This window comes from Kosakonia sp. S42, assembly GCF_016624785.1.
GTDB classification, from domain to species: domain Bacteria; phylum Pseudomonadota; class Gammaproteobacteria; order Enterobacterales; family Enterobacteriaceae; genus Kosakonia; species Kosakonia cowanii.
In genome coordinates, this window is sequence record NZ_JACVTW010000005.1 from 27,352 (window position 1) to 52,999 (window position 25,648).

Annotated in this window: 25 protein-coding genes; 23 read left to right on the top strand and 2 right to left on the bottom strand. The window is 56.1% G+C overall.

All coding sequences use genetic code 11. The annotated features are described in order from the left end of the window. Positions 1–57 precede the first annotated feature (57 nt). On the bottom strand, positions 58–1,479 hold the full coding sequence (locus IAE50_RS08815) for an MFS transporter (RefSeq protein ID WP_200580067.1): 1,422 nt from the start codon (positions 1,477–1,479) through the stop codon (positions 58–60). A 215-nt stretch (positions 1,480–1,694) separates the two neighbouring features. Here IAE50_RS08815 and azuC point away from each other — a divergent pair, with 215 nt between their 5' ends. From azuC to otsA, 8 genes are all read left to right on the top strand, one after another. Beyond that, positions 1,695–1,778 (top strand): stress response protein AzuC, encoded by an 84-nt coding sequence (gene azuC, locus IAE50_RS08820; RefSeq protein WP_017458329.1) that lies wholly within the window; start codon positions 1,695–1,697, stop codon positions 1,776–1,778. A 117-nt stretch (positions 1,779–1,895) separates the two neighbouring features. Next, positions 1,896–2,147, top strand: a complete 252-nt coding sequence (locus tag IAE50_RS08825) for a DUF2766 family protein (RefSeq protein ID WP_042715805.1) — start codon at positions 1,896–1,898, stop codon at positions 2,145–2,147. A gap of 117 nt (positions 2,148–2,264) precedes the next feature. After that, positions 2,265–2,822 (top strand): DJ-1 family glyoxalase III, encoded by a 558-nt coding sequence (locus IAE50_RS08830; RefSeq protein WP_200580068.1) that lies wholly within the window; start codon positions 2,265–2,267, stop codon positions 2,820–2,822. A gap of 318 nt (positions 2,823–3,140) precedes the next feature. After that, a complete protein-coding gene (locus IAE50_RS08835; RefSeq protein ID WP_023480146.1) occupies positions 3,141–4,121 on the top strand; it encodes an arabinose ABC transporter substrate-binding protein in 981 nt (326 codons plus the stop codon). Between the two features lie 70 nt (positions 4,122–4,191). Further along, the gene (gene araG / locus IAE50_RS08840; RefSeq protein WP_124968026.1) at positions 4,192–5,706 is read left to right on the top strand and encodes an L-arabinose ABC transporter ATP-binding protein AraG; all 1,515 of its coding nucleotides are present in this window, start codon (positions 4,192–4,194) and stop codon (positions 5,704–5,706) included. Between the two features lie 14 nt (positions 5,707–5,720). Then, positions 5,721–6,704 (top strand): L-arabinose ABC transporter permease AraH, encoded by a 984-nt coding sequence (gene araH / locus IAE50_RS08845; RefSeq protein WP_023480059.1) that lies wholly within the window; start codon positions 5,721–5,723, stop codon positions 6,702–6,704. A 186-nt stretch (positions 6,705–6,890) separates the two neighbouring features. Continuing rightward, positions 6,891–7,697, top strand: a complete 807-nt coding sequence (gene otsB, locus IAE50_RS08850; protein WP_200580069.1) for a trehalose-phosphatase — start codon at positions 6,891–6,893, stop codon at positions 7,695–7,697. Next, positions 7,672–9,096, top strand: coding sequence for an alpha,alpha-trehalose-phosphate synthase (gene otsA, locus IAE50_RS08855; RefSeq protein ID WP_076770072.1), 1,425 nt, complete (start codon positions 7,672–7,674; stop codon positions 9,094–9,096). Before otsB ends, otsA begins: the two co-directional genes overlap by 26 nt. Positions 9,097–9,137: 41 nt before the next feature. On the opposite strand, the gene uspC is transcribed toward otsA, so the two are convergent. Further along, positions 9,138–9,563, bottom strand: a complete 426-nt coding sequence (uspC, locus tag IAE50_RS08860) for a universal stress protein UspC (RefSeq protein ID WP_094420767.1) — start codon at positions 9,561–9,563, stop codon at positions 9,138–9,140. A gap of 777 nt (positions 9,564–10,340) precedes the next feature. Here uspC and flhD point away from each other — a divergent pair. The 15 genes from flhD (at position 10,341) to cheY (ending at position 25,640) form a co-directional block, all read left to right on the top strand. Continuing rightward, positions 10,341–10,691 (top strand): flagellar transcriptional regulator FlhD, encoded by a 351-nt coding sequence (gene flhD, locus IAE50_RS08865; RefSeq protein WP_023480187.1) that lies wholly within the window; start codon positions 10,341–10,343, stop codon positions 10,689–10,691. 2 nt (positions 10,692–10,693) lie between these two features. Further along, complete coding sequence (gene flhC / locus IAE50_RS08870; RefSeq protein ID WP_042714166.1) at positions 10,694–11,272, top strand: flagellar transcriptional regulator FlhC; 579 nt, start codon at positions 10,694–10,696, stop codon at positions 11,270–11,272. Positions 11,273–11,399: 127 nt separating this feature from the next. Then, the gene (gene motA / locus IAE50_RS08875) at positions 11,400–12,287 is read left to right on the top strand and encodes a flagellar motor stator protein MotA (protein WP_094420765.1); all 888 of its coding nucleotides are present in this window, start codon (positions 11,400–11,402) and stop codon (positions 12,285–12,287) included. Continuing rightward, complete coding sequence (gene motB, locus IAE50_RS08880) at positions 12,284–13,243, top strand: flagellar motor protein MotB (RefSeq protein ID WP_023480067.1); 960 nt, start codon at positions 12,284–12,286, stop codon at positions 13,241–13,243. The genes motA and motB overlap by 4 nt, the downstream gene beginning before the upstream one ends. Before the next feature lie 10 nt (positions 13,244–13,253). Next, the gene (cheA, locus tag IAE50_RS08885) at positions 13,254–15,290 is read left to right on the top strand and encodes a chemotaxis protein CheA (RefSeq protein WP_234467157.1); all 2,037 of its coding nucleotides are present in this window, start codon (positions 13,254–13,256) and stop codon (positions 15,288–15,290) included. 22 nt (positions 15,291–15,312) lie between these two features. Then, positions 15,313–15,816, top strand: a complete 504-nt coding sequence (cheW, locus tag IAE50_RS08890; RefSeq protein ID WP_023480148.1) for a chemotaxis protein CheW — start codon at positions 15,313–15,315, stop codon at positions 15,814–15,816. A gap of 381 nt (positions 15,817–16,197) precedes the next feature. After that, the gene (locus IAE50_RS08895) at positions 16,198–16,767 is read left to right on the top strand and encodes a spore coat protein U domain-containing protein (protein ID WP_094420761.1); all 570 of its coding nucleotides are present in this window, start codon (positions 16,198–16,200) and stop codon (positions 16,765–16,767) included. A gap of 91 nt (positions 16,768–16,858) precedes the next feature. After that, positions 16,859–17,332, top strand: a complete 474-nt coding sequence (locus IAE50_RS08900) for a spore coat U domain-containing protein (protein WP_050019360.1) — start codon at positions 16,859–16,861, stop codon at positions 17,330–17,332. 49 nt (positions 17,333–17,381) lie between these two features. Next, a complete protein-coding gene (locus IAE50_RS08905) occupies positions 17,382–18,110 on the top strand; it encodes a molecular chaperone (protein WP_370568961.1) in 729 nt (242 codons plus the stop codon). After that, positions 18,086–20,479 (top strand): fimbria/pilus outer membrane usher protein, encoded by a 2,394-nt coding sequence (locus IAE50_RS08910; protein ID WP_200580071.1) that lies wholly within the window; start codon positions 18,086–18,088, stop codon positions 20,477–20,479. Before IAE50_RS08905 ends, IAE50_RS08910 begins: the two co-directional genes overlap by 25 nt. After that, complete coding sequence (locus IAE50_RS08915; protein ID WP_200580072.1) at positions 20,479–21,441, top strand: spore coat U domain-containing protein; 963 nt, start codon at positions 20,479–20,481, stop codon at positions 21,439–21,441. The genes IAE50_RS08910 and IAE50_RS08915 overlap by 1 nt, the downstream gene beginning before the upstream one ends. 90 nt (positions 21,442–21,531) lie before the next feature. Beyond that, on the top strand, positions 21,532–23,193 hold the full coding sequence (gene tar, locus IAE50_RS08920) for a methyl-accepting chemotaxis protein II (protein WP_200580073.1): 1,662 nt from the start codon (positions 21,532–21,534) through the stop codon (positions 23,191–23,193). A gap of 125 nt (positions 23,194–23,318) precedes the next feature. After that, on the top strand, positions 23,319–24,188 hold the full coding sequence (cheR, locus tag IAE50_RS08925; protein ID WP_023480021.1) for a protein-glutamate O-methyltransferase CheR: 870 nt from the start codon (positions 23,319–23,321) through the stop codon (positions 24,186–24,188). Further along, positions 24,185–25,234, top strand: a complete 1,050-nt coding sequence (locus IAE50_RS08930; protein ID WP_023480154.1) for a chemotaxis response regulator protein-glutamate methylesterase — start codon at positions 24,185–24,187, stop codon at positions 25,232–25,234. The genes cheR and IAE50_RS08930 overlap by 4 nt, the downstream gene beginning before the upstream one ends. Positions 25,235–25,250: 16 nt before the next feature. Then, positions 25,251–25,640 carry a chemotaxis response regulator CheY gene (cheY, locus tag IAE50_RS08935; protein ID WP_023480048.1) on the top strand — a complete coding sequence of 130 codons (390 nt, stop codon included), beginning with the start codon at positions 25,251–25,253 and terminating at the stop codon, positions 25,638–25,640. Positions 25,641–25,648: the final 8 nt, after the last annotated feature.

Consider the following 25,648-nt stretch of genomic DNA (forward strand, 5'->3'; position numbering starts at 1 on the left):
TTCACTGTTCGCCCTCGTAGGCCGGATAAGGCGTAAGCCGCCATCCGGCATTGCTGTTTAACGGCTTTTCTGCGACACCGCGCTGCCGGCATCCTTCGTCAAGCGCAGCGTATCAATCATTCCCACCAGACAGAGCAACGCAATAAAGACAAACGCCAGCCGGAAACTAATCCCCTCCATCCCGGCGATTCCTAACCAGCCGCTGATATGCTCGCCAAGGCGAATGCCAATCGCGCCAAGCGTAATGCCAAGACCCACCGCCAGCTGTGTCGCCGTGCTAAACAGCGTATTGGCATAGCTCATCTGCGCGGCAGGCACATCGGCAAACGCCAGCGTACTGACGCCGGTAAACTGCACCGAGCGAAAAACGCCGCCAAGGTAGAGGATGACAAAGATCAGCCACACCGGCGTATCGGCAGTAAGAAAGGCGCAGGCCAGCAGCGCAATCACATTTAGCGCGCCGTTAATCAACAGCAGCTTACGAAAGCCGAGCCAGCGGATAAGCGGCGTGGTCGCCGGTTTAATGGACAAATTCCCGGCAAACACCGCCAGCACCAGCAGCCCGGCATGGAAGGGATCCATCCCAAATCCGACCTGAAACAGCAGCGGCAGCAGAAACGGCACCGCGCTGATCGAGGCGCGAAACAGCGAGCCGCCATACATGGTGACGCGAAAAGTCGGCACCTGCATCGCGTCGAGGCGGATCATCGGCCACGCATGGCGGCGAAAATGGCGCAGCGTAAAGGCAAACATCACCGCGCCGAGCATCAGCAGTGCCAGCGTCAATCCACCCTGCGGGTGTTGCGAACCGAGCGCTTCCATTGCGTAAACGAGGCTCACCATCGCGATGCTGGTGGTCAGAAAGCCGGTTAAGTCGAAGGGGCGGCGCTCCTCTTCGCGGATGTTGGGAATAATGCGCAGCGCCAGCGCCATCCCCAGCAGGCCGAGCGGCACATTAATAAAGAAGATCCAGCGCCAGTCGGCGTAGTGGGTAATAAACCCGCCGAGCGGCGGGCCGATAATCGGTGCCACCAGCGCTGGCCAGGTAAGCGTGGCGATGGCGGTAATCAGTTGATGTTTCGGCGTGGTGCGCAGCACCGCCAGCCGCCCGACCGGCACCATCAGCGCGCCGCCCATCCCCTGCAAAATCCGCATCGCCACAAACATCTCGACGCTGGTGGAGAGGCCGCACAGCACCGAGGCGAAGGTGAAGATGGCCAGCGCCAGGGTAAAGATGGTGCGCGCGCCGAAGCGATCGGCGATCCAGCCGCTGGCGGGGATCAAGACGGCGAGAGTGATCAGATAGGCGCTGATGCCGATATTGAGCGCCACCGCTTCGACGCCAAAGGTTTTTGCCATATCCGGCAGCGCGGTGGCGATCACCGTGCCGTCAATAAACTCCATAAAGAAGGCGCCCGCTACCAGTAATGCAGCGGGAGAAACCGCGCCTCGCGTTTGCGCAGGGGAACTGTCGGTCATTAAGGCTCTGCCATCCACAAAAAATAATTGAAGAAGCTAAAAATATTTTTAGCGCGCTAACTGCCGGATTTGTCATTAGATTGCTAATAAAACTACGCCATTTTCGATTTTTGAAACGTGATTTCGATCGCAGATAGATTGATTTTTGTGACGGGCGTCATATTATGTCGCCCATTAAGGCTCAACACCTGCCTGACTATTTGCCGGAGTGAATAATGAAACTGCGTAAGATCCTGAAGCATATGTTTGAAACCTATTGCAAGACCTTCAAAGACGTCCCGCCTGGCGCGATGTTCTGAGAATAAAAAAACCTGCTGCGGCAGGTTTTTTTGTCTCTGCGCAACGCGGTCGCGCGCAAAACTACTCTTGCCCGCTGTTTCCCGCTACTATGGCGCCCTTTCAATAAGGAGCTTCCCATGTCGCAAAACACCCCCGCCGACCAGGAGCTGGTCTCTGACGTTGTCGCCTGCCAGCTGGTCATCAAACAGATCCTGGATGTGATTGACGTTATCGCGCCGGTTGAAGTGCGTGAAAAAATGGCTAACCAGCTTAAAACCATCGACTTCTCGACCCATCCTGCTGCCGCCGATCCGGTGACGCGCCGCGCGATTCAAAAAGCCATTGCGCTGATTGAACTGAGGTTCACCCCGCAGGGCGAAGCGCACTAACGCGCACTTTATCGAATCCCGGCAGCGGGTCTGTGACGCAGCGAGGATTTTGAAACGCTGTTTTGATCAACAATAACGCCACCTGTTTCACCTGACCTCAACGGCAAGGAGTCGGTCATGAAAAAAGTGGCGGTATTGTTAGCGCCGGGTTTTGAAGAAGCGGAAGCGATTATCACCATTGATATTTTGCGCCGCTTAGAGATTGAAGTAGAGACGCTGGCCTGCGCGGATTCCCGCGCGGTGGTCAGTTATCACGCCATTCCCATGGTGGCAGACAGCACCTTGCCAGAGCGGCAAGAGATGCTGTTTGATGCCATCGTCCTCCCCGGTGGGCCGCAGGGCAGCGTCAACCTCGCCGCCAGCAGCGACGTCGTGCAATTTATTAAAGCCCACGATGCGGCAGGGAAACTGATCTGCCCCATCTGCTCCGCCGCTGCGCGCGTGTTGGGCGGCAACAATCTGCTGAACGGGCGTCGGTATGTCTGCTCCGGCGATCTCTATCAACAAGTGCAAGACGGCGAGTATGTCGATGCACCGGTCGTTGAAGATGGCAACTTGATCAGCGGCAAAGGGCTGGGACACGCTTTCGACTTCGCCTTCACCCTTGCTGCACGCCTGCTGGGTGACGAAAAACCCGTTCGCGATCACGCCGATCATATCTACTACCGCTGGTGATCGTTTCGCCCGGCCGCGCCCTGCGGTCGGGTACAAGGATAAGCTGGCTGACGTTATGGATTATCCTGCTTTCACCCTTGCGATTTGTCTGACAAAAGCCGCTGACTTTATGGCTAAATCCGCTGAATTTATGTACGGAATTACTGTAATTCAGCCGTGTGATGCCGCTCTCCTATGGAGAATCAATTTCCCGCTAAAACTATTTCCAGCACAGATGTCCATCTGATGCATGGGCGCTAATGCCTTGTTTTTTGAACTTTTAACAATACCAATTATTTCTGTTCCCTACATAAAAGCGTGTTTAAGCCGGAGTTTACCATGCACAAATTCACTAAAGCGTTGGCGGCCATCGGCCTGGCTGCCGTTATGTCACAATCCGCTATCGCTGAAACCATGAAGCTCGGGTTTCTGGTTAAACAGCCGGAAGAGCCCTGGTTCCAGACTGAGTGGAAATTCGCTGACAAAGCGGGCAAAGAGTTAGGTTTCGAGGTGATTAAAATCGCCGTCCCGGATGGCGAAAAAACGCTGAACGCCATTGATAGCCTGGCGGCCAGCGGCGCGAAAGGGTTTGTCATCTGTACGCCGGATCCGAAACTCGGCTCCGCTATCATGGCAAAAGCACGCGGTTACGACATGAAAGTGATCGCCGTCGATGACCAGTTCGTCAATGCCAAAGGCAAGCCGATGGACACCGTTCCGCTGGTGATGATGGCAGCCAGCGAAATCGGCGCGCGCCAGGGCGAAGAGCTCTATAAAGAGATGCAAAAACGCGGCTGGGATGTGAAAGAGACCGGCGTGATGGCCATTACTGCGAACGAACTCGACACCGCCCGTCGCCGTACCTCCGGCTCGATGGACGCGCTGAAAAAAGCCGGCTTCCCTGAAAAACAGATCTACCAGGTGCCGACCAAATCTAACGATATCCCCGGCGCATTCGATGCCGGTAACTCCCTGCTTGTACAGCATCCGGAAGTGAAACACTGGCTGGTGCTCGGTATGAACGATAACACCGTGCTGGGCGGCGTGCGCGCCACCGAAGGCCAGGGCTTTAAAGCGGCAGATGTGATTGGCATCGGTATTAATGGTGTTGATGCGGTGAGCGAGCTGTCGAAAGGGCAGGCCACCGGCTTCTATGGCTCTCTGCTGCCAAGCCCGGACGTACATGGCTATAAAACCAGCGAGCTGCTCTACAACTGGGTGACCAAAGGCGTTGAGCCGCCGAAGTTCACTGCGGTGACCGATGTGGTGCTGATCACCCGCGATAACTTCAAAGAAGAGCTGGCGAAGAAAGGACTGTAAGGCTCTGTCGGTTGCGCTCCCCGTGTAAACGGGGAGCCTGTCGTACCCTCAACTGCTTCACGGAGACGTTATGCAACACTCCACTCCCTATCTCTCGTTTCGCGGCATCAGCAAAACCTTTCCCGGCGTCAAAGCGCTGAGCGATATCACCTTTGACTGTTATGCCGGGCAGGTGCACGCGCTGATGGGCGAAAATGGTGCGGGGAAATCCACCCTGCTAAAAATCCTCAGCGGTAACTACGCCCCAACCGGCGGCACGCTGGCGATTAAAGGCGAAGAGGTGGTGTTTAGCGACACCACTGCGGCGCTGAATGCCGGTGTGGCGATCATCTATCAGGAGCTGCACCTGGTGCCGGAGATGACCGTCGCGGAAAATATCTACCTTGGTCAACTGCCGCAAAAAGGCGGCATTGTGAACCGCTCGCTGCTCAACTACGAAGCGGGCCTGCAATTGCAGCATCTTGGGCTGGATATCGATCCCCAGACGCCGCTCAAGTATCTCTCTATCGGTCAATGGCAGATGGTGGAGATTGCCAAAGCGCTGGCGCGCAACGCCAAAGTGATCGCCTTTGACGAACCGACCAGCTCCCTTTCAGCACGTGAAATCGACAATCTGTTCCGCGTGATCCGCGAACTGCGCAAAGAGGGCAGGGTGATCCTCTATGTTTCCCACCGCATGGAGGAGATTTTTGCCCTCAGCGACGCTATTACCGTGTTTAAAGATGGTCGCTACGTGCGCACCTTCAGCGATATGCAGCAGGTCAACCACGATCAACTGGTGCAGGCAATGGTCGGGCGCGAACTGGGCGATATCTACGGCTGGCAGCCGCGCCCCTGTGGCGAAGAGCGTCTGCGCCTGGAGCAGGTTAAAGCGCCGGGCGTACGCACGCCCATCAGCTTAAGCGTGCGCAGCGGCGAAATTGTCGGCCTCTTCGGTCTGGTCGGTGCCGGGCGCAGCGAACTGATGAAAGGGCTGTTCGGCGGGACGAAGATCACCGAAGGGCAGGTCTTTATCGATGGCGAAGCGATCAACATCCAGAAACCGGCCCACGCCATTCGCGCAGGGATGATGCTCTGCCCGGAAGATCGTAAAGCCGAAGGGATTATCCCGGTGCACTCGGTGCAGGAGAACATCAATATCAGCGCCCGGCGCAAATACATTCGCGCAGGCTGCCTGATTAACGATGGCTGGGAGAGCGAGAACGCCGCGCACCATATTCGCGCGCTCAATATCAAAACCCCCGGCGCCGAACAGCTGATTATGAATCTCTCCGGCGGCAACCAGCAGAAGGCAATCCTCGGTCGCTGGCTGTCGGAGGAGATGAAAGTGATCCTGCTTGATGAGCCGACGCGCGGTATTGATGTGGGTGCCAAGCATGAGATCTACAACGTGATATACGCGCTGGCCGCGCGTGGCGTCGCGGTGCTCTTTGCTTCAAGTGACTTACCCGAAGTGCTCGGCGTTGCCGACCGCATCGTGGTAATGCGCGAAGGGGAGATTGCCGGTGAGGTGTTACACGGTCAGGGTGATGAACAGCAGGTGTTGAGCCTGGCTATGCCAAAAGTGAGCCAGGCGGTCGCCTGAGTGAGGAGAATACGATGTCATCTTTAACAACGGCCCGCGCGCCGAAAAAGTCGCCCTTTAGCGTCGGGCGCATCTGGGATCAGTTTGGCATGCTGGTGGTCTTCGCGGTGCTGTTTATCGGCTGCGCGGTGTTTGTGCCGAACTTCGCCTCCTTCGTCAATATGAAGGGGCTGGGGCTGGCGATCTCAATGTCCGGGATGGTCGCCTGCGGCATGCTCTTCTGCCTCGCCTCCGGCGATTTCGATCTCTCGGTCGCCTCGGTGATTGCCTGCGCCGGTGTGACCACGGCGGTGGTGATTAACCTTAGCGAAAGCTTGTGGATTGGCGTCGCCGCGGGTCTGCTGCTCGGTGTGGTCAGCGGCTTTATTAACGGCTTCGTCATTGCCCGCTTAAAGATCAACGCCCTGATCACCACCCTTGCGACCATGCAGATTGTGCGCGGGCTGGCCTATATCATCTCTGATGGTAAAGCGGTCGGCATCGAAGATGAGCGCTTCTTCGAGCTGGGTTACGCAAACTGGCTGGGCTTGCCGGCGCCAATCTGGCTGACGGTCGGCTGTCTGATTATCTTCGGCTTCCTGCTTAACCGCACCACCTTTGGCCGCAACACGCTGGCGATTGGCGGTAATGAAGAGGCAGCGCGGCTGGCGGGTGTGCCGGTGGTACGCACCAAAATCATCATCTTTGTGCTTTCCGGGCTGGTCTCGGCTGCTGCAGGGATTATTCTCGCTTCGCGTATGACCAGCGGACAGCCGATGACCTCCATCGGTTATGAGCTGATTGTCATCTCGGCCTGCGTATTGGGTGGGGTTTCGCTCAAGGGCGGCATAGGAAAAATCTCGTATGTAGTGGCAGGTATTCTGATTCTTGGCACCGTTGAGAACGCCATGAACCTGCTGAATATCTCCCCCTTCTCGCAGTATGTCGTCCGCGGTCTGATCCTGCTGGCAGCGGTGATCTTCGACCGTTACAAGCAGAAAGCGAAGCGCACGGTGTGATGCTAACTGCTTAAATTATCGACACAACCTTTTAGTGTAATTCCCCCTTTAACCAGCCGCTAATGCGGCTGGTCTTTCATTGTTAAAATGGCGAGCAGCGTCACACTGTCTATACTTACATGGCTAATGATAATGGGGCCGTAGATTAATAACGGCTCACACGATGACTGTAAGGAGGAAACAAGGGTGGACGACGCGTTATCAAAACCGCCTCTCTTTTCCGGTGATTTTGCCTTTTTTTTCGATTTGGATGGCACCCTCGCTGATATTAAACCGCGCCCGGATGATGTTTTTATTCCGGAACAGGTGCTGACCAGACTTTCATTGCTTGCAGAGATGAATAACGGCGCGCTGGCGTTGATTTCAGGGCGCTCCATTAGCGAGCTTGATGAGCTCGTTAAACCGTATCGTTTCCCGCTTGCCGGTGTTCACGGCGCAGAGCGGCGCGATATCACAGGTCAAACTGAACGGGTGACATTACCGAAAGAGGTACTTATTCCGCTGGAGCAGGCGCTTCGGCACGGGCTGGCGTCGCTTGACGGCGTCGTGCTGGAAACCAAAGGGATGGCATTCGCACTGCACTATCGCCAGGCACCGCAGCATGAAGACGCGGTCTTTGCCCTGGCACAACAGATGGTTGAGACCTTCCCGCAGCTGGCCATGCAGCCAGGCAAATGCGTGGTTGAGCTGAAACCGTCCGACATTCATAAGGGCGCGGCCATTGAAGCCTTTCTGCGCACGCCGCCCTTCACCGGCAGGAAACCGGTGTTTCTTGGTGACGATCTTACTGATGAGCATGGTTTTGAAACCGTCAATAAACTGGGCGGTATCTCGATTAAAGTCGGTTCAGGCGAAACCCACGCCCAGTGGCGGCTGAACGACGTTCGCGATGTTCATGACTGGTTGGAACGTATGTCCGAGTATCAAAAACAAGAAGAAAAGGCGCTAACAAACAGGAGAGATGGCTATGAGTCGCTTAGTCGTAGTATCTAATCGAATTGCACCGCCTGATGATAAAAAAGCCAGTGCTGGCGGACTGGCAGTCGGTATTTTGGGCGCACTGAAAGCCGCAGGCGGCGTCTGGTTTGGCTGGAGCGGCGAAATCGGCGATGAAGATCAACCGTTGAAAGAGGTGAGCAAAGGGAACATTACCTGGGTCTCCTTCAATCTCAGCGAAGAGCATCACGAGCAGTATTACAACCAATTCTCTAACGCCGTGCTGTGGCCCGCTTTCCACTACCGTCTTGACCTGGTGAAATTCCAGCGCGAAGCGTGGGATGGCTATCAGGAAGTGAATGCCTTACTGGCTGATAAGCTGGTGCCGCTGCTGAAAGAGGATGACATCCTCTGGATCCACGACTATCACCTGCTGCCGTTTGCCAGCGAGCTGCGTAAACGCGGCGTAAAAAATCAGATTGGCTTCTTCCTGCACATTCCTTTCCCGACGCCGGAGATCTTCAACGCGCTGCCGCCGCATGCGGAGCTGCTGGAGCAGCTGTGCGATTACGATCTGCTCGGCTTCCAGACTGAGAGCGACCGCACCGCGTTTCTCGACAGCGTGTCGATGCAGACGCGTCTCAGCACGCGTAACAGTAAAGAGCACATGGCGTGGGGCAGAAATTTCCGTACCGAAGTCTACCCAATCGGTATTGAGCCGAATGAGATCGCTCAGCAGGCATCCGGCCCGCTGCCGCCTAAGCTTGCGCAGCTGAAAGCCGAGCTGAAGAATGTGAAGAACATCTTCTCTGTTGAGCGTCTGGACTACTCCAAAGGGTTGCCGGAGCGTTTCCTCGCCTATGAGACACTGCTGGAGAAATTCCCCGAGCACCACGGCAAAATCCGCTATACGCAGATTGCGCCGACCTCGCGCGGCGAAGTGCAGGCTTATCAGGATATCCGTCACCAGCTGGAGACAGAAGCGGGGCGCATTAACGGTAAATATGGCCAGCTTGGCTGGACGCCGCTCTACTACCTCAACCAGCATTTCGATCGCAAAGTGCTGATGAAGGTCTTCCGTTACGCCGAAGTGGGTCTGGTCACGCCATTGCGTGACGGGATGAACCTGGTAGCGAAAGAGTATGTGGCGGCGCAGGATCCGGAAAACCCGGGTGTGCTGGTGCTGTCGCAGTTTGCCGGTGCGGCGAACGAGCTGACCTCCGCGTTGCTGGTCAACCCTTACGATCGTGACGATGTGGCTGCGGCGCTTGACCGTGCGCTGCGCATGCCGCTGGCAGAGCGTATTTCGCGCCATGCGGAGATGCTGAAGATCATTCAGGAGAATGATATCGACCACTGGCAGGAGAGGTTTATCAGCGACCTAAAGCAAATCTCGCCACGTAGCGCGCAGAGCGAGCTACAAAACAAAGTGGCGACCTTCCCGAAACTGGCTTAAGCCGTAAAACAGAACGCTCTCGCAGAATCGGGAGCGTTTTTTTATCCTTCCAGTGACACCAGCAGCACATCCACTTCACTCGTCTTCACAATACTCTTCGCCGAACAGGCCGCGCGCGCGAAAAATGTCTGGTTGTGATTGCCGCATATCACCAGATCGACACCCCTGGTACGACAGACATGGGATATATGTTCAGATAATTCGCCCGTGGCGATAAGCGTCTGTTCAATCGGATAATGTGCACTGGTTACAAGTTCGTTAAGAAACTGTTGCAATTCTTCCTGCAGCAGAGTTCGGACACTCTCCATCATCGGCGCAGCAAGCTGATTATAGAGTTCAGGGTCGGCGGCAAAGGTAATTAATGTGATGCGGGCGTGAGAAGGGCGAGCAATATCAATCGCTTTGGCGAGCAGCTGACGACTTTCGGGTGTCATCGCCACCGCAACCAGAAGATGCGCGTAGGCCATTGCGTTCTCCACGGGTATTCCAGTTTTTCTCACCATTACTCTGTTTCACGTTCCAGTGCAAGCCACAAACATTGCTGCTCTGTGAAGGTAATCATAAATATTCATTAATTTTTCTTACGTAACAGAGCGTACATATAATAAGCAAGTTAACGAAAATTGAATACCTAACTGAAATTTAAAGAATATATCGCTAAATTCCTCCGCCGATCATCAGGCTCATTAACGAAATTGAAATGGTTACTTAAGTCAACTAATTAGCCACACTAAAATCTTAACTCATTGTTTTGTAAGTATATTTATTTATGTGTCTGCAATAGATACGTTTTGCTGAATCGAGCCATTCCAGCACGTCATACCTCTGACCAGTCGCGGTTTTTAGCCCCTGGTACTGCATGAGTATTCGTACTAGTGGAATAAAAAAGGGTGCAATCGAGTAATAAAACATCAAATCACAAGCGAGACTGATAGATTTCTGATCAATAATCACGTAAATTATGTGACGTGGATCACAAAAATTTCAAATTCCCGCTCTGTTCAGATTGTATGTCTCAGCACCTACGAGTACAGTTGCGTCGAATTAGGAAAAATCTTAGTTCTTTGTAAGAAATGATTAAGAGAGCAGCAAGGCATTAACATCTCAACGAAGCGCCTTGCTTGCGAGATCCTGAGTCAGTTATGCATTTAGCCTTTCTTTTTTATACCGGGTTTTTTCCCGGCGACATCACGGGGTGCGGCTTAGCCGCATAAGATTCAAGTTGGTTATTCTGGATGGGAAAAATGCATACATCCGAGTTGCTGAAACACGTTTACGATATCAATCTGTCATATTTACTCCTTGCTCAGCGTCTTATTAGCCAGGACAAAGCCTCCGCCATGTTCCGTTTAGGGATCAATGAAGAGATGGCAAACACGCTGGGTGAGTTAACCCTGCCACAAATGGTGAAACTGGCTGAAACCAATCAGCTTATTTGTCAGTTCCGTTTCGACAATCATCAGACCATCACTCGTCTGACCCAGGAATCGCGTGTGGATGACTTGCAGCAAGTCCATACCGGAATTTTGCTTTCAACCCGCCTGCTCAACGAATCATCTAAAAACGGCGACGCGGCCAGGAAGAAAAGGGCTTAACTATGAGTGAGAAAAGCATTGTTCAGGAAGCACGCGACATTCAGTTAGCAATGGAACTGATTACGCTGGGTGCGCGTTTACAGATGCTGGAGAGTGAGACGCAGCTTAGCCGCGGTCGTCTTATCAAACTCTATAAAGAGTTGCGTGGTAGCCCGCCGCCGAAAGGCATGCTGCCATTCTCCACCGACTGGTTTATGACCTGGGAACAAAACATCCACGCGTCGATGTTCTGCAACGCCTGGCAGTTTCTGTTAAAAACCGGTCTGTGCAGCGGCGTTGACGCAGTCATTAAAGCTTACCGACTCTACCTCGAACAGTGCCCTCATTCGGATGAAGGCCCGCTTCTGGCGCTGACTCGCGCCTGGACGCTGGTCCGTTTCGTGGAAAGCGGAATGCTGGAGTTGTCGCGCTGTAACTGCTGCAGCGGTAACTTTGTTACCCATGCTCATCAGCCCGTTGGTAGCTTTGCCTGCAGTTTATGCCAGCCGCCGTCCCGCGCGGTAAAAAGACGTAAACTTTCGCCGGAAGCTGCCGATATTATTCCACAACTGCTGGAAGAACAGATCGATCAGGCTGTTTAACCGAATCAGGTGGAATCAAAACTCCAGCAGCGGTGCTTTAATGCCGCTGCTTTTTTTTGCCCGCCGTTCGTGAAAACCCTCCGAAATGTTTCTCTTAAGCCTTAGTCATTAGCAGAAGGATGATGTCGTGCTTATCGTATTAGGTTACCTGATAGTAGTTGGTGCAGTCTTAGGCGGTTATATGATGACCGGCGGTCACCTTGGGGCACTGTATCAACCCTCTGAACTGATTATTATCGGCGGGGCGGGTGTGGGTGCATTCATTGTGGGCAACAACGGCAAAGCCATCAAAGGCACAATGAAAGCGTTGCCGCTGCTGTTTCGCCGCTCTAAGTACACCAAAAGTATGTATATGGATCTGCTGGCGCTGCTCTATCGCCTGATGGCGAAATCACGTCAGCAGGGGATGTTCTCCCTCGAAAGAGATATCGAGAACCCGAAAGAGAGCGAGATTTTCGCCAGCTACCCGCGCATTCTGGCCGACGCCACCATGCTCGAGTTTATTGTCGATTACCTGCGTCTCATCATCAGCGGCAACATGAACACCTTCGAAATCGAAGCGCTGATGGATGAAGAGATCGAGACCCACGAGAGTGAAGCAGAAGTGCCTGCTAACGCCCTCGCGGCGGTCGGCGATTCGCTTCCGGCGTTCGGTATCGTTGCGGCGGTAATGGGCGTGGTTCACGCACTCGCTTCGGCGGATCGTCCGGCGGCAGAGCTGGGCGCACTGATTGCCCACGCGATGGTGGGGACATTCCTCGGCATCCTGCTGGCGTACGGTTTTATCTCGCCGCTGGCAAGCGTGCTGCGCCAGAAAAGTGCGGAAACCGCCAAGATGATGCAGTGCGTCAAGATCACGCTGCTGTCGAACCTGAACGGTTATGCACCGCCGATCGCGGTCGAGTTTGGTCGTAAAACGCTTTACTCAAGCGAGCGTCCATCGTTTGTCGAGCTGGATGAGCACGTACGTGCTGTCCGCAACCCTAACCAACAGACGACAACCGAGGACGCATGAAAAATCAGGCCCATCCTATCGTCGTAGTTAAACGTAAAAAACATAAAGGCCATGGTGGCGGCGGTCATGGCTCGTGGAAAATCGCCTATGCCGACTTTATGACGGCGATGATGGCGTTCTTCCTTGTTATGTGGCTGATCTCCATCTCCAGCCCGAAAGAGTTGATTCAGATTGCGGAGTATTTCCGCACGCCGCTGGCAACAGCGGTCACCGGTGGGCCGCGTATTTCGAATAGCGACAGCCCCATTCCGGGCGGTGGCGATGACTACACCCAGCAACAAGGCGAAGTGCAAAAACAGCCGAATATTGATGATTTGAAACGACGCATGGAGCAGTCGCGCCTGAGCAAACTGCGCGGCGATCTGGACCAGTTGATCGAAGCGGATCCGAAGCTGCGCGCCCTGCGCCCGCATCTGAAGATCGATCTCGTACAGGAAGGGCTGCGCATCCAGATTATCGACAGCCAGAACCGGCCGATGTTTAAAACCGGCAGCGCGGAAGTCGAGCCTTACATGCGCGATATTTTACGGGCGATTGCCCCGGTGCTTAACGGCATCCCGAATAAAGTGAGTCTTTCCGGTCATACCGATGATGCCCCGTACGCCAACGGCGACAAAGGGTACAGCAACTGGGAGCTCTCAGCCGATCGTGCAAACTCATCGCGCCGCGAGCTGGTTGCCGGTGGGCTGGATGATGGCAAGGTAATGCGTGTTGTCGGCATGGCCGCCACCATGCGCCTGGTCAACCGCGGACCTGATGAAGCCATCAACCGCCGAATAAGTCTTTTGGTGCTCAACAAACAGGCAGAAGCGGCCATTCTGCATGAGAACGCCGAGAGTCAAAGTGCGCCAATAAGCGCCATTACACAGCCTGAGCCCGCAGAGCCGGCAGCCCCCGCGCCAGCCCCTGCGTCTCCGGTAGCAGTTCCCACATCGCCACAAGCCAATCCGAGGTGATAGCGTGAGCATGGATATTAGTGATTTTTACCAGACATTCTTTGATGAGGCCGACGAACTGTTGGCCGATATGGAACAACATTTATTAGATCTGGTGCCGGAAGCACCTGATTCAGAACAGCTCAACGCCATCTTCCGCGCCGCTCACTCTATTAAAGGTGGTGCGGGAACGTTTGGCTTTACCATTCTGCAGGAAACCACGCACCTGATGGAGAACCTGCTGGATGAGGCACGGCGTGGCGAAATGCAGCTTAACACCGACATTATCAACCTGTTTTTGGAAACCAAAGATATTATGCAAGAACAGCTCGACGCCTATAAAAGCTCGCAAGAGCCGGATGCTGCCAGCTTCGAATATATCTGCAACGCTCTGCGCCAGCTGGCGCTGGAAGCGAAAGGCGAAGCCGCTCCGGCTGCCGGCAGCGCGAAGCTCTCTGTGGTTGAAAGCACCGCGCAGGCTGTCGACGCTGCCCCTGCTGCGGCGAACGACGGCAAATTGCGCGTCGTGCTGTCACGCCTGAAAGAGAGCGAAGTTGCTCTGCTGGAAGAGGAGCTGGGTAACCTCGGTACGCTGAGCGATGTGGTCAAAGGCAGTAATAGCCTGAGCGCTACCATCGATGGCGGTCTCGGTGAAGATGACATTATTGCGGTGCTCTGCTTTGTTATCGAAGCAGATCAAATTGCCTTTGAAAAAGCCGCTACGCCAGCCGCCGTTGACACGGTTGCCGACGCTGCTGCGCCAGAAGAAGAGGCCGAAGCCGCGGTTCCTGCCGTTCAGGCAGCTGCTGCACCGGTACTGAAAGCGGTCGCTAAAGAGGCGCAGCCTGCCGGACGTGAAAAACCGGCGCGCGCCGCCAGTGAGTCCACCAGCATCCGCGTAGCGGTTGAGAAGGTTGACCAGCTGATTAACCTGGTCGGCGAACTGGTGATCACCCAGTCAATGCTGGCCCAGCGCTCCAACGAGCTGGATCCGGTGACCCATGGCGATCTGATCACCAGCATGAGCCAGCTGCAGCGCAACGCCCGCGATCTGCAGGAATCGGTAATGTCGATTCGTATGATGCCGATGGAGTATGTCTTCAGCCGCTTCCCGCGTCTGGTACGTGACCTGGCGACCAAGCTGGATAAACAGGTAGAACTGACCCTGCAGGGTAGCTCGACCGAACTCGATAAGAGCCTGATCGAACGTATTATCGATCCGTTAACGCACCTGGTGCGTAACAGCCTCGACCACGGTATCGAAACGCCGGAAAAACGCGTTGAAGCGGGCAAATCGCCGATTGGTAACCTGATCCTCTCCGCAGAACATCAGGGTGGCAACATCTGCATCGAAGTGACCGATGATGGTGCCGGCCTTAACCGCGACCGTATCCTTGCCAAAGCGCTTTCTCAGGGCATGGCCGTGAGCGAAAGCATGACCGATGAAGAAGTTGGCATGCTGATCTTTGCTCCGGGCTTCTCTACTGCAGAGCAGGTGACGGACGTCTCCGGCCGCGGCGTGGGTATGGACGTGGTGAAACGTAACATCCAGGAGATGGGCGGCCACGTTGAGATCAAATCGAAGCAGGGCACCGGTACCACTATCCGTATCCTGCTGCCGCTGACGCTGGCGATCCTCGACGGCATGTCAGTGAAAGTGAATAACGAAGTCTTTATCCTGCCGCTCAACGCCGTTATGGAGTCGTTGCAGCCGCGCGAAGAAGATCTGCATCCGCTGGCGGGCGGCGAGCGCGTACTGGAAGTACGTGGCGAATACCTGCCGCTGGTTGAGTTGTGGAAAGTGTTTGACGTGGCTGGGGCAAAAACCGAAGCCACGCAGGGAATTGTTGTCATTCTGCAGAGCGCAGGTCGTCGCTATGCGCTGCTGGTCGATCAGCTGATTGGTCAGCACCAGGTGGTGGTGAAAAACCTGGAGAGCAACTATCGCAAAGTGCCGGGGATTTCTGCCGCCACCATCCTTGGTGATGGTAGCGTCGCGCTGATTGTGGACGTCTCAGCGCTGCAGGGATTGAATCGTGAACATCGTATGGCGCACACAGCCGCCTGATTTAGTTAAGAAGGTATAAAACATGACCGGTATGAGTAATGTAGCAAAACTGGCGGGCGAGCCATCAGGTCAGGAGTTCCTGGTCTTCACTTTGGGCGATGAAGAGTACGGCATCGATATTCTCAAAGTGCAGGAAATTCGTGGCTATGATCAGGTTACCCGCATCGCCAACACCCCTGATTTCATCAAGGGCGTCACCAACCTTCGCGGCGTGATCGTGCCCATCGTCGACCTGCGCGTGAAGTTCAGCCAGGGCGAAGTGGAATATAACGAAAACACCGTGGTGATCGTGCTGAACCTTGGTCAGCGTGTGGTCGGTATCGTGGTTGACGGCGTTTCCGACGTACTGTCACTCGCCTCCGACCAGATCCGCCCGGCACCGGAATTCGCCGTGACCCTGTCGACCGAATACCTGACCGGCCTCGGCGCGCTGGGCGACCGTATGCTGATCCTGGTAAACATCGAAAAACTGCTCAACAGCGACGAAATGGCGCTGCTGGACATCGCGGCAACCCACGTCGCGTAACGCATCAGGCGGGTGAAGCCCTTCACCCGCCCGTTTTTCCCTCTGCTTTTCCCACTTCAGTTACCCTTAAGTGACTATTCAACCTTCCTAACTGCATGATTTTGCGGTGATATCATATATGGTGATATTTATCACAAATTCAGACATATATTTGTTACATTTTTAGCGATTTCACCCCGGTTTCGTCATTAACCCTCTGATGCGATTCATTAAAAATGCTTACCAGTCCGTTACATTTTATCGCCCGGATAAAGTGGTTGGTTTTCAGCGCCTCATCTAAATTTCAGTTAAACCTCTTTTTTCGACTGATTTTATTGACTCTTTTCCGGCCGTCCCATTGATTGGGCAATGCGGCGCGCGCGGGAACGCTGGAGATGACATATGAACAGAAAACTTCTTTATGTACTGGCTGGCGGCGCGTTAATGGTGGCCGGACAAAGTGCCTGGGCGGTCACCAGTAGCGGGACGATTGGCGCAACACTGACCCTCACGAATGGGTGTCTGATTAACGGCTCGCCGAGCCAGAACGGTATCAACTTCGGTACCCTCGATTTTGGTACCCATCCGGCAACCTTCTCCCAGCTCACCACGCAGTTGACCGGCGCTAACGGCGGTAACAGCTTCACGGTGCAGTGCACCACCACCGACTACACCGTGCAGGTCACCGGCAACACCAACTCCACCGCGCCGGGTAACGTCGTTGGTACACCGGGCACACCGGCTCGTTATCTGGTCAATACCGCCGATACTACCCGCGGCGTGGCATACAGCCTCTATAGCGATAGCGGCTTCAGTAACGTTATCGCCAACAACACCAATATTCCTCGCGCCTCAACTTCCGGCGGCGTTGATAACTACACCCTTTATGGCCGTATCACCGGCGGCGGCAACAGCGTCACCGTGGTGCCGGGCACCTACACCGACGTGATTAACGTGAGCGTCACGTACTAAACCTCCGCCGATGAAAAGGGAGAGCGTGCGCGCCGCCCGGCAGGGTGGCCGGGCAGTGCTGCGCGCATTATCAGGAGGAGTGGTGCTGGGTATGCTGGCGCAACCGGCTGCGCTGGCGGTCACGACGCAAACCTTTACTGTGGGCGCAACGATTACGCCTGGTTGCGCCGTGGTCACCGGCAGCGGCGCGGCGCTCGGCACGCTCAATTTTGGCACCCGTTCGGGCGTGGAAAAGGGGCAGGTGACCAGCGCCTTTGTCCCCAACGCCTCCCTCTCACTCGGTTGTACGCCCGGCGTGGCGCTCAGCATGAGTATCAGCGGCGGCAACTACTATTCGACGGTGCGCAATATGCAGCGCAGCGGCGGCGTAGAGCGGGTTCCGTACCGCCTCTACACCAGCAGCACGCTGGCACCCAATACGGAAATCGGCGTCAACCAGCCGGTTCCGGTCACCATCACCGATAGCAATAATATTTCGCTCGCCATCTTTGGCGCAGCGCAGCTCACCGGCTTCAGCCCGGCGGGAACCTACAGCGATCAACTCACCGTGACGTTGTCATGGTGATAAGGGAGAAGGAATGAATGTCAACCTGGGCCGCCGCGCGGCAGGATGTATGCTGGCGGGGGCGCTGACTCTTGCAGCGGGAAACGCGCAGGCCGCGGCCACCATTCTGATCTGGCCGATCGATCCCTGGCTGGATGCAACCACCAAGGCCACCGAGTTGTGGATCCAGAATCAGGGCGAAACCCCTACCACCATGCAGGTGCGTATTGTTCGCTGGACGCAAGATGGCGGGCTTGAGCGTTACCAGCAGCAGGGCGATGTGGTCGCCAGCCCACCGATTGTGCAGATAGCACCCGAGAGTAAGCAACTGATCCGCCTGATTAAGCAGGCTGCGATCCCGGCCGGTAAAGAGCAGGCTTACCGCATCATTGTCGATGAGATCCCGCAGCCGGACGATCCGAACAAACCGAAGATTGGCCTCAAGCTCCAGATGCGCTACTCGATCCCGCTGTTTGTCTATGGGCAGGGCGTTAAGACGGAGGCCGAAGGGGCGCACCACGCCTTTGTACAACCGGCAAAATTACACTGGCGCGTGGTGCGTGAAGGCGGCCAGGCACAACTGGAAGTGCGCAATGAGGATGATATCCACGTGCGGCTGAGCAAAGTGCGCGTGCGCCAGGGTGGGCAGATGCGGCAGGTCGCCGACGGGCTGTTAGGGTATGTGTTGCCGCACAGTGCCCGGCGCTGGCCTCTGCCTGCCGGGGTGAGCAATCCATCGGCGCTGGAGGCATCGATTAACGCACGGGATGAGCAATGGCAGTCGTCAGCAGGAAACTGATTATTGCAGCCGCAATAATGTTACCCGGCACCGCCGCCTGGGGGCAGCCGGGAGATGATGGTTTACCGCCGCCGCCGGATGCGCAGAGCATCAACCAGCAGGCGGAGTTTCACCTCGCGCTGGTGATCAACTACTACGATACCCAGCAAGTGGTGCCGGTAACGCGGCGGCTCAACGATTTTTTTCTTAAGCGTGCCGATCTGCTCCACGCCGGGCTGCCGCCGGATCATCTGCCCGAGGGCGAGGTCAATGTGTCTACGCTGCCCAACGTGCGTGTGGAGTATGACAGCGCCGGGCAGCGCCTGCTGCTGTTTGTCCCCTCTGACTGGGTACCGGCACGCTATACCTCGTTTAATGAGGGCGGCCGACGCAGCGAGCCAAAGTATGGCCGCGGCGCGGTGCTCAACTACGACCTCTATACCAGCACCACCGAACACATTGGCAGCCAGGCGGCGTTATGGAATGAGTTTCGCTTCTTTACCGGCAATGCGGTCTTTTCCTCTACCGGCGCGCTGCGCCAGACGCTCAGCGGTTCGCTGCGTCAGCGGGAGGGCTACATGCGCTATGACACTTCGCTGATGTTTAATAACGAAGAGGATGCCACGCAGTGGGAAGTGGGGGATGTCATCTCGGAAGCCCTCAGCTGGAGCAGCAGCGTGCGCGTCGGCGGTATTCGTTACGGGCGCGACTTCACATTACGTCCCGATCTCGTCACCTGGCCGCTGCCCTCCTTCTCCGGCGAAGCGGCGGTGCCAACTTCGGTTGACCTGTTTATTAACGGCTATCGCGCCGGTAACCGGCAGCTACAGCCGGGGCCGTTTACCCTGACCAACATGCCCTATATCAACGGCGCGGGAGATGCGGTGCTGGTCACTACCGATGCCCTCGGGCGGCGCGTCAGCACCACGCTGCCGTTTTATGTCGCCAGCGAACTGTTAAAGCCGGGGCTGAGCGATGGGGCGATCACTATCGGTTCGTTACGCCGCAACTACGGCATTGAAAATTTTGATTACGGCCCGCTGGTGGGTAGCGGTTCATACCGTTATGGCGTCACCGACTGGATAACGCTGGAGGGTCACGCCGAAGGAGCACAATCGCTGACGCTCGGCGGCGCAGGCGCGGTTGTCCGGCTGGGCCGCCTCGGCGTGGTGAACGGCGCCTGGACCGAGAGCCGCATGTTCGGCGATGCGGGCAACCAACTCAACTGGGGTTATCAATACAACACCAGCCTGTTTAGCATCAACACTCAGCACAGCCGCCGCAACCGCGAGTTTGGCAACCTGGCGCTCTACGATCAGCGCGCCAGCTACGATGATATGCGCCAGAACGGGCGCTGGCCGGTCGCCAGCTACAGCCGCAATACCGACCAGTACTCACTCTCTTTCAACATGGGCGACTTCGGCAATATTGGCGCGGCGTGGATCGGCGTGCGCAGTTTCGACAATCAAAAAACCGAGCTGCTGAACCTCTCCTGGAGCCGCAATCTGTGGGGCTCCAGCAGTATGAACCTCGCCGCCAGCCGCGATAATCAGCGGGGCGACTGGACCTTTGGCCTCTCGGTGCAGATCCCGATTGGCGAGCGTGACAGCGCCGCCTTTAGTATGGAGAGAACCCCGGATGCCGGTTCGACGCAGCGCGTGAACTACAGCCATGCAATGCCCACCGACGGCGGCCTGAGCTGGAATATGTCGCTGGCGCACCAGTCGCAGGCGCGAAGTTACCAGCAGGGCACGCTGGGCTGGCGCAATAACAATATCGAATTGCAGGGCGGTGGCTATGGCGAACGCGGCAAGATGACCTGGTGGGGGGAAACGATTGGTGCCGTGGTGCTGATGGATGGTCAGCTGTTTGCCGCGAACCGCATCAACGACGCCTTCGCGGTGATCAGCACCGGCGGCAATGCCGGCGTACCGGTCAATTATGAAAACCAGCCGGTGGGCGTAACGGATAAGAATGGCTACCTGCTGGTGAGCGGCGTGTCGGCCTACTATCCGGCGAGTTACAGCATCAACACCCTGAACCTGCCTGCCGATACCCAGCTTAAGAATACAGAGCGCAAAGTCGCGCTACGCCGCCAGAGCGGTTACCTGATTGAGTTCCCGATGGTGCAGGAGCGCGTTGCCAGCGTCATCCTTCATGATGAGCAGGGGCTGGCAATTCCGGTTGGCAGCCTGGTGGAGCGCCGCGGTAAAGCGCCTGCGGTGGTGGGGTATGACGGTATCGCCTGGCTGGAGAATCTTGAGAACATCAACCCGCTTATTGTCCGCCTGCCGGAAGGGGGAGAGTGTAAAACCGAGTTCACTCTTAGCGCCAACCCTGAACATAAATTGCAGACCTACGGGCCGCTTACCTGCCAGAGGAATCCATAATGCGTCGGCTACTTTTTCTGTTTCTACTGCTCTGTGCAGCCCCGGCCTGGTCGGCCTGTACCGTCAGCACCGTTAATGGCGCGTTCGGTACCGTCACCTCCTTTGTCCTTAACGCCGGGGCGCAAACTACCACCGGAAGGTTAGTGGTGCGTTGTGATGCGATACTCAACCTGCTGACCAACGACTCCATCACCTTAACGCTGACGGGGGCAACGGTGACGGCAACCAACCGGGCGGCAATGAAGCGCAGCGATAACGCCGCTATCACCGATACGATTCCGGTGCGGCTCTGCGGCCAGGCCAACTGCGCCAACAACAGTGAAATAAACATCGGTGGTAACAGCTACACCTGGAGCGGTGCGGCGCTGCTTGAGCTGCTCGGCTCGCGCACCTATAGCTTACCGCTCTACTTTATGACGGTGCCGGGGCAAAATGTCAGCGCCGGGCCTTACCAGGTGACGCTTAACTTTAGTGTCGCCTACGATGTCTGTGCCAACGGCGTGCTTGGCATCTGTTTCTCTTCGCAGAAAGGCACGGCGATCACCAGCCTGCTGTTAACCGGCACCATCACCAATGATTGCACCACCATCAGCGCGCCGAATGTTAACTTTGGCAGCGCGCCGCTGGTGCGAAATTTCCCCACTGTTTCGCAATCTGTCTCCATTACTTGCACTAAAGGGAGCAGTTACACTGTCGGCATTAATAACGGTCTCTATGCCAACGGCAGCGTGCGTAATATGGCGAGCGGCACTAATCGTCTCAGTTATGAGATTTACAAAGCTGGCACCACCAGCCGCTGGGGCAGTATCGGGGCGGAGCGCTGGGCCAGCAGTGCCTCATCGCAGATGAGCGCGGATGGGCTGCTGCGCACCTACAACTACACCGCGCAGGTGCTGACAACGCAGACGACGCCGCCTGGCGGAACCTACAGCGATACCTTAACGGTGGATATTGTGTTTTAAGCGCAAATTTATTTCCTTTTCGCAAATGTAAAGTTCCCAGGCCGGATGCCGATAACACCGTTAATAACTCATCAATAAGGTGTTTGTTGCATGTTGAACCGTATCCGCGTCGTTACTCTGCTTATGAGTGTGCTGGTGGTCTTTGCCCTGCTTCAGCTCGTCTCTGGCGGACTCTTTTTTTCGTCGCTAAAGCAGAACCAGCAAAGTTTTGCGGTCTCTAACGATCTGCGTATGCAACAAACAGAACTGGGCAAAGCCTGGGAGCTGATGCTGCAAACGCGTATCAACCTGAGCCGCTCCTCCGCGCGGATGTTGCTCGACCCGAACAACCAGCAGAGCAGTGCCAAAACCGATCTGCTTAACAGCGCGAAAGCATCGTTGGCCGATGCTGCCAAACATTACGATGCTTTCCGCCAGCTGCCAGCCATGCCGGAGATGGATAGCGCGCGTCAGGCCCTTGATGAGAAATACCAGACCTACCATAACGCCCTGAGCGAGCTGGTGCAGTTCCTCGAAAGCGGCAATATGAACAGCTTCCTCGCCCAGCCGACCCAGGGGATGCAAAACGCCCTCGGCGCGGCGATGAGCAACTATGCCACCCTGAGCGACAGCCTCTATCGCAATGCCTGGGAGCAGAGCGTCAGCGACTACACCTTCGCCAAATGGCAGATGGCGATCCTCGCCCTGGCGCTGGTGATTGTGCTGGCCGGCGTCTGGTATGGCATCCGTCGTATTCTGCTCTCGCCGCTCTCCTCGGTGATTGCCCATATCCGTGAAATCGCAGGCGGTAATCTTGCCCATACGCTGCGCATTGATGGCCGCAGCGAGATGACCGAGCTGGCGCAGAGCGTTGACCATATGCAGACCGCGCTGATCGACACCGTGACTAACGTGCGTCAGGGGTCGGATGCGATCTACTCCGGCACCAGCGAAATCGCCGCCGGGAATAACGATCTCTCCTCGCGTACCGAAGAGCAGGCCTCTGCGCTGGAGCAAACCGCTGCCAGCATGGAAGAGCTGACCGCAACGGTGAAACAGAACGCTGAAAATGCCCGTCAGGCTTCGCTGCTGGCGCAGAGCGCCTCCGAAACCGCCGAGCGCGGCGGCAAAGTGGTCGATGGCGTGGTTAAAACCATGCATGAGATCGCCAACAGTTCGCAGAAAATCGCCGATATTATTAGCGTTATCGACGGCATTGCGTTCCAGACCAACATCCTCGCCCTTAACGCGGCGGTGGAGGCGGCGCGCGCCGGTGAGCAGGGTCGCGGCTTTGCGGTAGTTGCCGGCGAAGTGCGCAATCTGGCCAGCCGAAGTGCGAACGCCGCCAAAGAGATCAAATCTTTAATTGAAGATTCTGTCTCCCGTGTCGATACAGGTTCTGTACTGGTTGGAAGTGCAGGGGAGACGATGCTCGATATCGTCAACGCGGTAACGCGCGTCAATGACATCATGGGCGAGATTGCTTCCGCCTCTGATGAGCAGAGCCGCGGTATCGATCAGGTGGCGCTGGCCGTCTCCGAGATGGACCGCGTCACCCAGCAGAACGCCTCGCTGGTGCAGCAGTCCGCTGCTGCTGCGGCGGCGCTGGAGGAGCAGGCAAGCCGACTGACGCAAGCCGTTTCCGCCTTCCGCCTGACCGCGACGGCGGGTAAAGCGCAGGCCGCACGGCAACCGGCGATGAGCGCGACGCTTGCTCCGGCACGCAGCCGGGCGGTTGCCGCCGGGAAAGAAGAGAACTGGGAAACGTTTTAAGCAAGGTTGCAACGCCGGGCGGTGACGCCCGGTATCAGAATAAAGATGAAAAATATGTCACACCACAAAAGTGGCACCGCCAAAAGCCGTGCTCGTTGCATCCTGAACTGAGTTGAGAAGGCGCTATGACAACATCTATCCCTAACGGGCAAACGTCATCAATATTGCAGCAGATGACCCAGCGCCTGGCGCTCTCCGATGCGCATTTCCGTCGGATATGCCAATTAATTTACCAGCGCGCCGGGATCGTTCTTGCCGATCATAAACGCGACATGGTTTACAACCGCCTCGTTCGCCGCTTGCGTACGCTGGGGTTAGATGATTTTGGCCGCTATCTGAGCATGCTGGAAGCGAACCAGAACAGCGCCGAGTGGCAGGCGTTTATCAACTCACTGACCACCAACCTCACCGCGTTTTTCCGCGAAGCGCACCACTTTCCGGTGCTGGCTGAGCATGCGCGTAAGCGCACCGGCGAGTATCGCATCTGGAGCGCGGCCGCCTCGACCGGGGAAGAGCCCTACTCGCTGGCGATCACCCTCGCCGATGCGCTGGGCATGGCACCTGGCCGCTTTAAAGTCTTTGCCAGCGATATCGACACCGAAGTGCTGGAGAAGGCACGCAGCGGCATCTACCGGCTTGATGAGCTGAAGACCCTCTCGCCGCAGCAGATGCAGCGCTACTTTATGCGCGGCACCGGGCCGCACGCGGGTCTGGTGCGTGTGCGCCAGGAGCTGGCGAACTATGTTGAGTTCACCACCCTTAACCTGCTGGATAAGCAGTACAACGTTCCGGGACCGTTTGACGCGATCTTCTGCCGTAACGTGATGATTTATTTTGATAAAACGACGCAACAGGACATTCTGCATCGTTTCGCTCCGCTGCTTAAACCGGACGGATTACTGTTTGCCGGGCATTCGGAGAATTTCAGCAACCTCGTGCGCGAGTTTAGCCTGCGTGGGCAAACAGTTTATGCGCTGAGTAAGGATAAAGCATGAGTAAAATCAGGGTGTTGTCCGTCGATGATTCCGCATTGATGCGGCAAATCATGACCGAAATTATCAATAGCCACAGCGATATGGAGATGGTGGCAACCGCGCCGGATCCGTTAGTGGCGAGGGATTTGATTAAGAAATTCAATCCGGATGTCTTAACCCTGGACGTGGAAATGCCGCGCATGGATGGGCTGGATTTTCTTGAAAAACTGATGCGTCTGCGTCCGATGCCGGTGGTGATGGTCTCCTCACTGACCGGTAAAGGTTCAGAAGTGACGCTGCGCGCGCTGGAGCTGGGGGCGATTGATTTCGTCACCAAACCGCAAATCGGCATTCGCGAAGGCATGCTGGCCTACAGCGAAATGATCGCGGAGAAAGTCCGCACCGCATCGCGCGCCCGTATCGCGGCGCATAAACCGATGCCGGCACCGGCAACCTTAAAAGCCGGTCCGCTGCTTAGCTCGGAAAAATTGTTGGTGATTGGCGCGTCAACGGGCGGAACAGAGGCAATTCGCCATGTACTCCAGCCATTGCCGCTCTCAAGTCCGGGTATTCTGATTACGCAGCACATGCCGCCGGGCTTTACCCGCTCGTTTGCTGAACGCCTGAATAAACTCTGTCAGATCAGCGTGAAAGAGGCAGAAGACGGCGAGCGTGTATTACCAGGGCACGCGTACATTGCGCCTGGTGATAAGCATATGGAGCTGGCCCGTAGCGGTGCCAACTACCAGATTAAAATTCACGATGGTCCGCCGGTAAACCGGCACCGGCCATCGGTTGATGTGTTGTTTCATTCGGTGGCGAAACATGCGGGGCGCAACGCCGTGGGGGTTATTCTCACGGGCATGGGCAACGATGGCGCCGCCGGGATGTTAGCGATGCACCAGGCGGGCGCCTGGACCATCGCACAGAACGAAGCAAGTTGTGTGGTGTTCGGCATGCCGCGTGAGGCCATCAATATGGGTGGCGTCAGCGAAGTGGTCGATCTTAGCCAGGTAAGCCAGCAGATGCTGGCGAAAATCAGTGCCGGACAGGCAATACGTATTTAACGAGGAGTGAAGTTATATGGCGGACAAAGAGCTCAGATTTCTGGTTGTGGACGACTTTTCCACTATGCGTCGAATTGTGCGCAACCTGTTAAAAGAGCTGGGATTCAACAACGTCGAAGAAGCTGAAGACGGCGTTGATGCGCTCAATAAACTCCAGGCCGGTGGTTTTGGTTTCGTCATCTCTGACTGGAACATGCCAAACATGGACGGTCTGGAACTGCTTAAAACCATTCGTGCAGACAGCAACATGGCCTCTATGCCGGTGCTGATGGTCACGGCCGAAGCGAAAAAAGAGAACATCATTGCTGCAGCGCAGGCGGGTGCAAGCGGCTATGTGGTGAAACCATTCACGGCGGCAACCCTCGAAGAGAAGCTTGGCAAGATCTTCGAGAAACTTGGCATGTGAGGACTGGA

Coding starts and splice junctions, on each gene's coding strand:
- otsA (WP_076770072.1), top strand. CDS start 7,672: ATGAGTCGCTTAGTCGTAGTATCTAATCGAATTGCACCGCCTGATGAT.
- IAE50_RS08930 (WP_023480154.1), top strand. CDS start 24,185: ATGAGTAAAATCAGGGTGTTGTCCGTCGATGATTCCGCATTGATGCGG.
- flhD (WP_023480187.1), top strand. CDS start 10,341: ATGCATACATCCGAGTTGCTGAAACACGTTTACGATATCAATCTGTCA.
- IAE50_RS08915 (WP_200580072.1), top strand. CDS start 20,479: ATGCGTCGGCTACTTTTTCTGTTTCTACTGCTCTGTGCAGCCCCGGCC.
- araG (WP_124968026.1), top strand. CDS start 4,192: ATGCAACACTCCACTCCCTATCTCTCGTTTCGCGGCATCAGCAAAACC.
- motB (WP_023480067.1), top strand. CDS start 12,284: ATGAAAAATCAGGCCCATCCTATCGTCGTAGTTAAACGTAAAAAACAT.
- IAE50_RS08835 (WP_023480146.1), top strand. CDS start 3,141: ATGCACAAATTCACTAAAGCGTTGGCGGCCATCGGCCTGGCTGCCGTT.
- IAE50_RS08905 (WP_370568961.1), top strand. CDS start 17,382: ATGCTGGCGGGGGCGCTGACTCTTGCAGCGGGAAACGCGCAGGCCGCG.
- IAE50_RS08910 (WP_200580071.1), top strand. CDS start 18,086: ATGGCAGTCGTCAGCAGGAAACTGATTATTGCAGCCGCAATAATGTTA.
- araH (WP_023480059.1), top strand. CDS start 5,721: ATGTCATCTTTAACAACGGCCCGCGCGCCGAAAAAGTCGCCCTTTAGC.
- IAE50_RS08895 (WP_094420761.1), top strand. CDS start 16,198: ATGAACAGAAAACTTCTTTATGTACTGGCTGGCGGCGCGTTAATGGTG.
- tar (WP_200580073.1), top strand. CDS start 21,532: ATGTTGAACCGTATCCGCGTCGTTACTCTGCTTATGAGTGTGCTGGTG.
- uspC (WP_094420767.1), bottom strand. CDS start 9,563: ATGGCCTACGCGCATCTTCTGGTTGCGGTGGCGATGACACCCGAAAGT.
- IAE50_RS08825 (WP_042715805.1), top strand. CDS start 1,896: ATGTCGCAAAACACCCCCGCCGACCAGGAGCTGGTCTCTGACGTTGTC.
- IAE50_RS08815 (WP_200580067.1), bottom strand. CDS start 1,479: ATGACCGACAGTTCCCCTGCGCAAACGCGAGGCGCGGTTTCTCCCGCT.
- cheR (WP_023480021.1), top strand. CDS start 23,319: ATGACAACATCTATCCCTAACGGGCAAACGTCATCAATATTGCAGCAG.
- cheW (WP_023480148.1), top strand. CDS start 15,313: ATGACCGGTATGAGTAATGTAGCAAAACTGGCGGGCGAGCCATCAGGT.
- cheY (WP_023480048.1), top strand. CDS start 25,251: ATGGCGGACAAAGAGCTCAGATTTCTGGTTGTGGACGACTTTTCCACT.
- cheA (WP_234467157.1), top strand. CDS start 13,254: ATGGATATTAGTGATTTTTACCAGACATTCTTTGATGAGGCCGACGAA.
- flhC (WP_042714166.1), top strand. CDS start 10,694: ATGAGTGAGAAAAGCATTGTTCAGGAAGCACGCGACATTCAGTTAGCA.
- azuC (WP_017458329.1), top strand. CDS start 1,695: ATGAAACTGCGTAAGATCCTGAAGCATATGTTTGAAACCTATTGCAAG.
- IAE50_RS08830 (WP_200580068.1), top strand. CDS start 2,265: ATGAAAAAAGTGGCGGTATTGTTAGCGCCGGGTTTTGAAGAAGCGGAA.
- IAE50_RS08900 (WP_050019360.1), top strand. CDS start 16,859: ATGCTGGCGCAACCGGCTGCGCTGGCGGTCACGACGCAAACCTTTACT.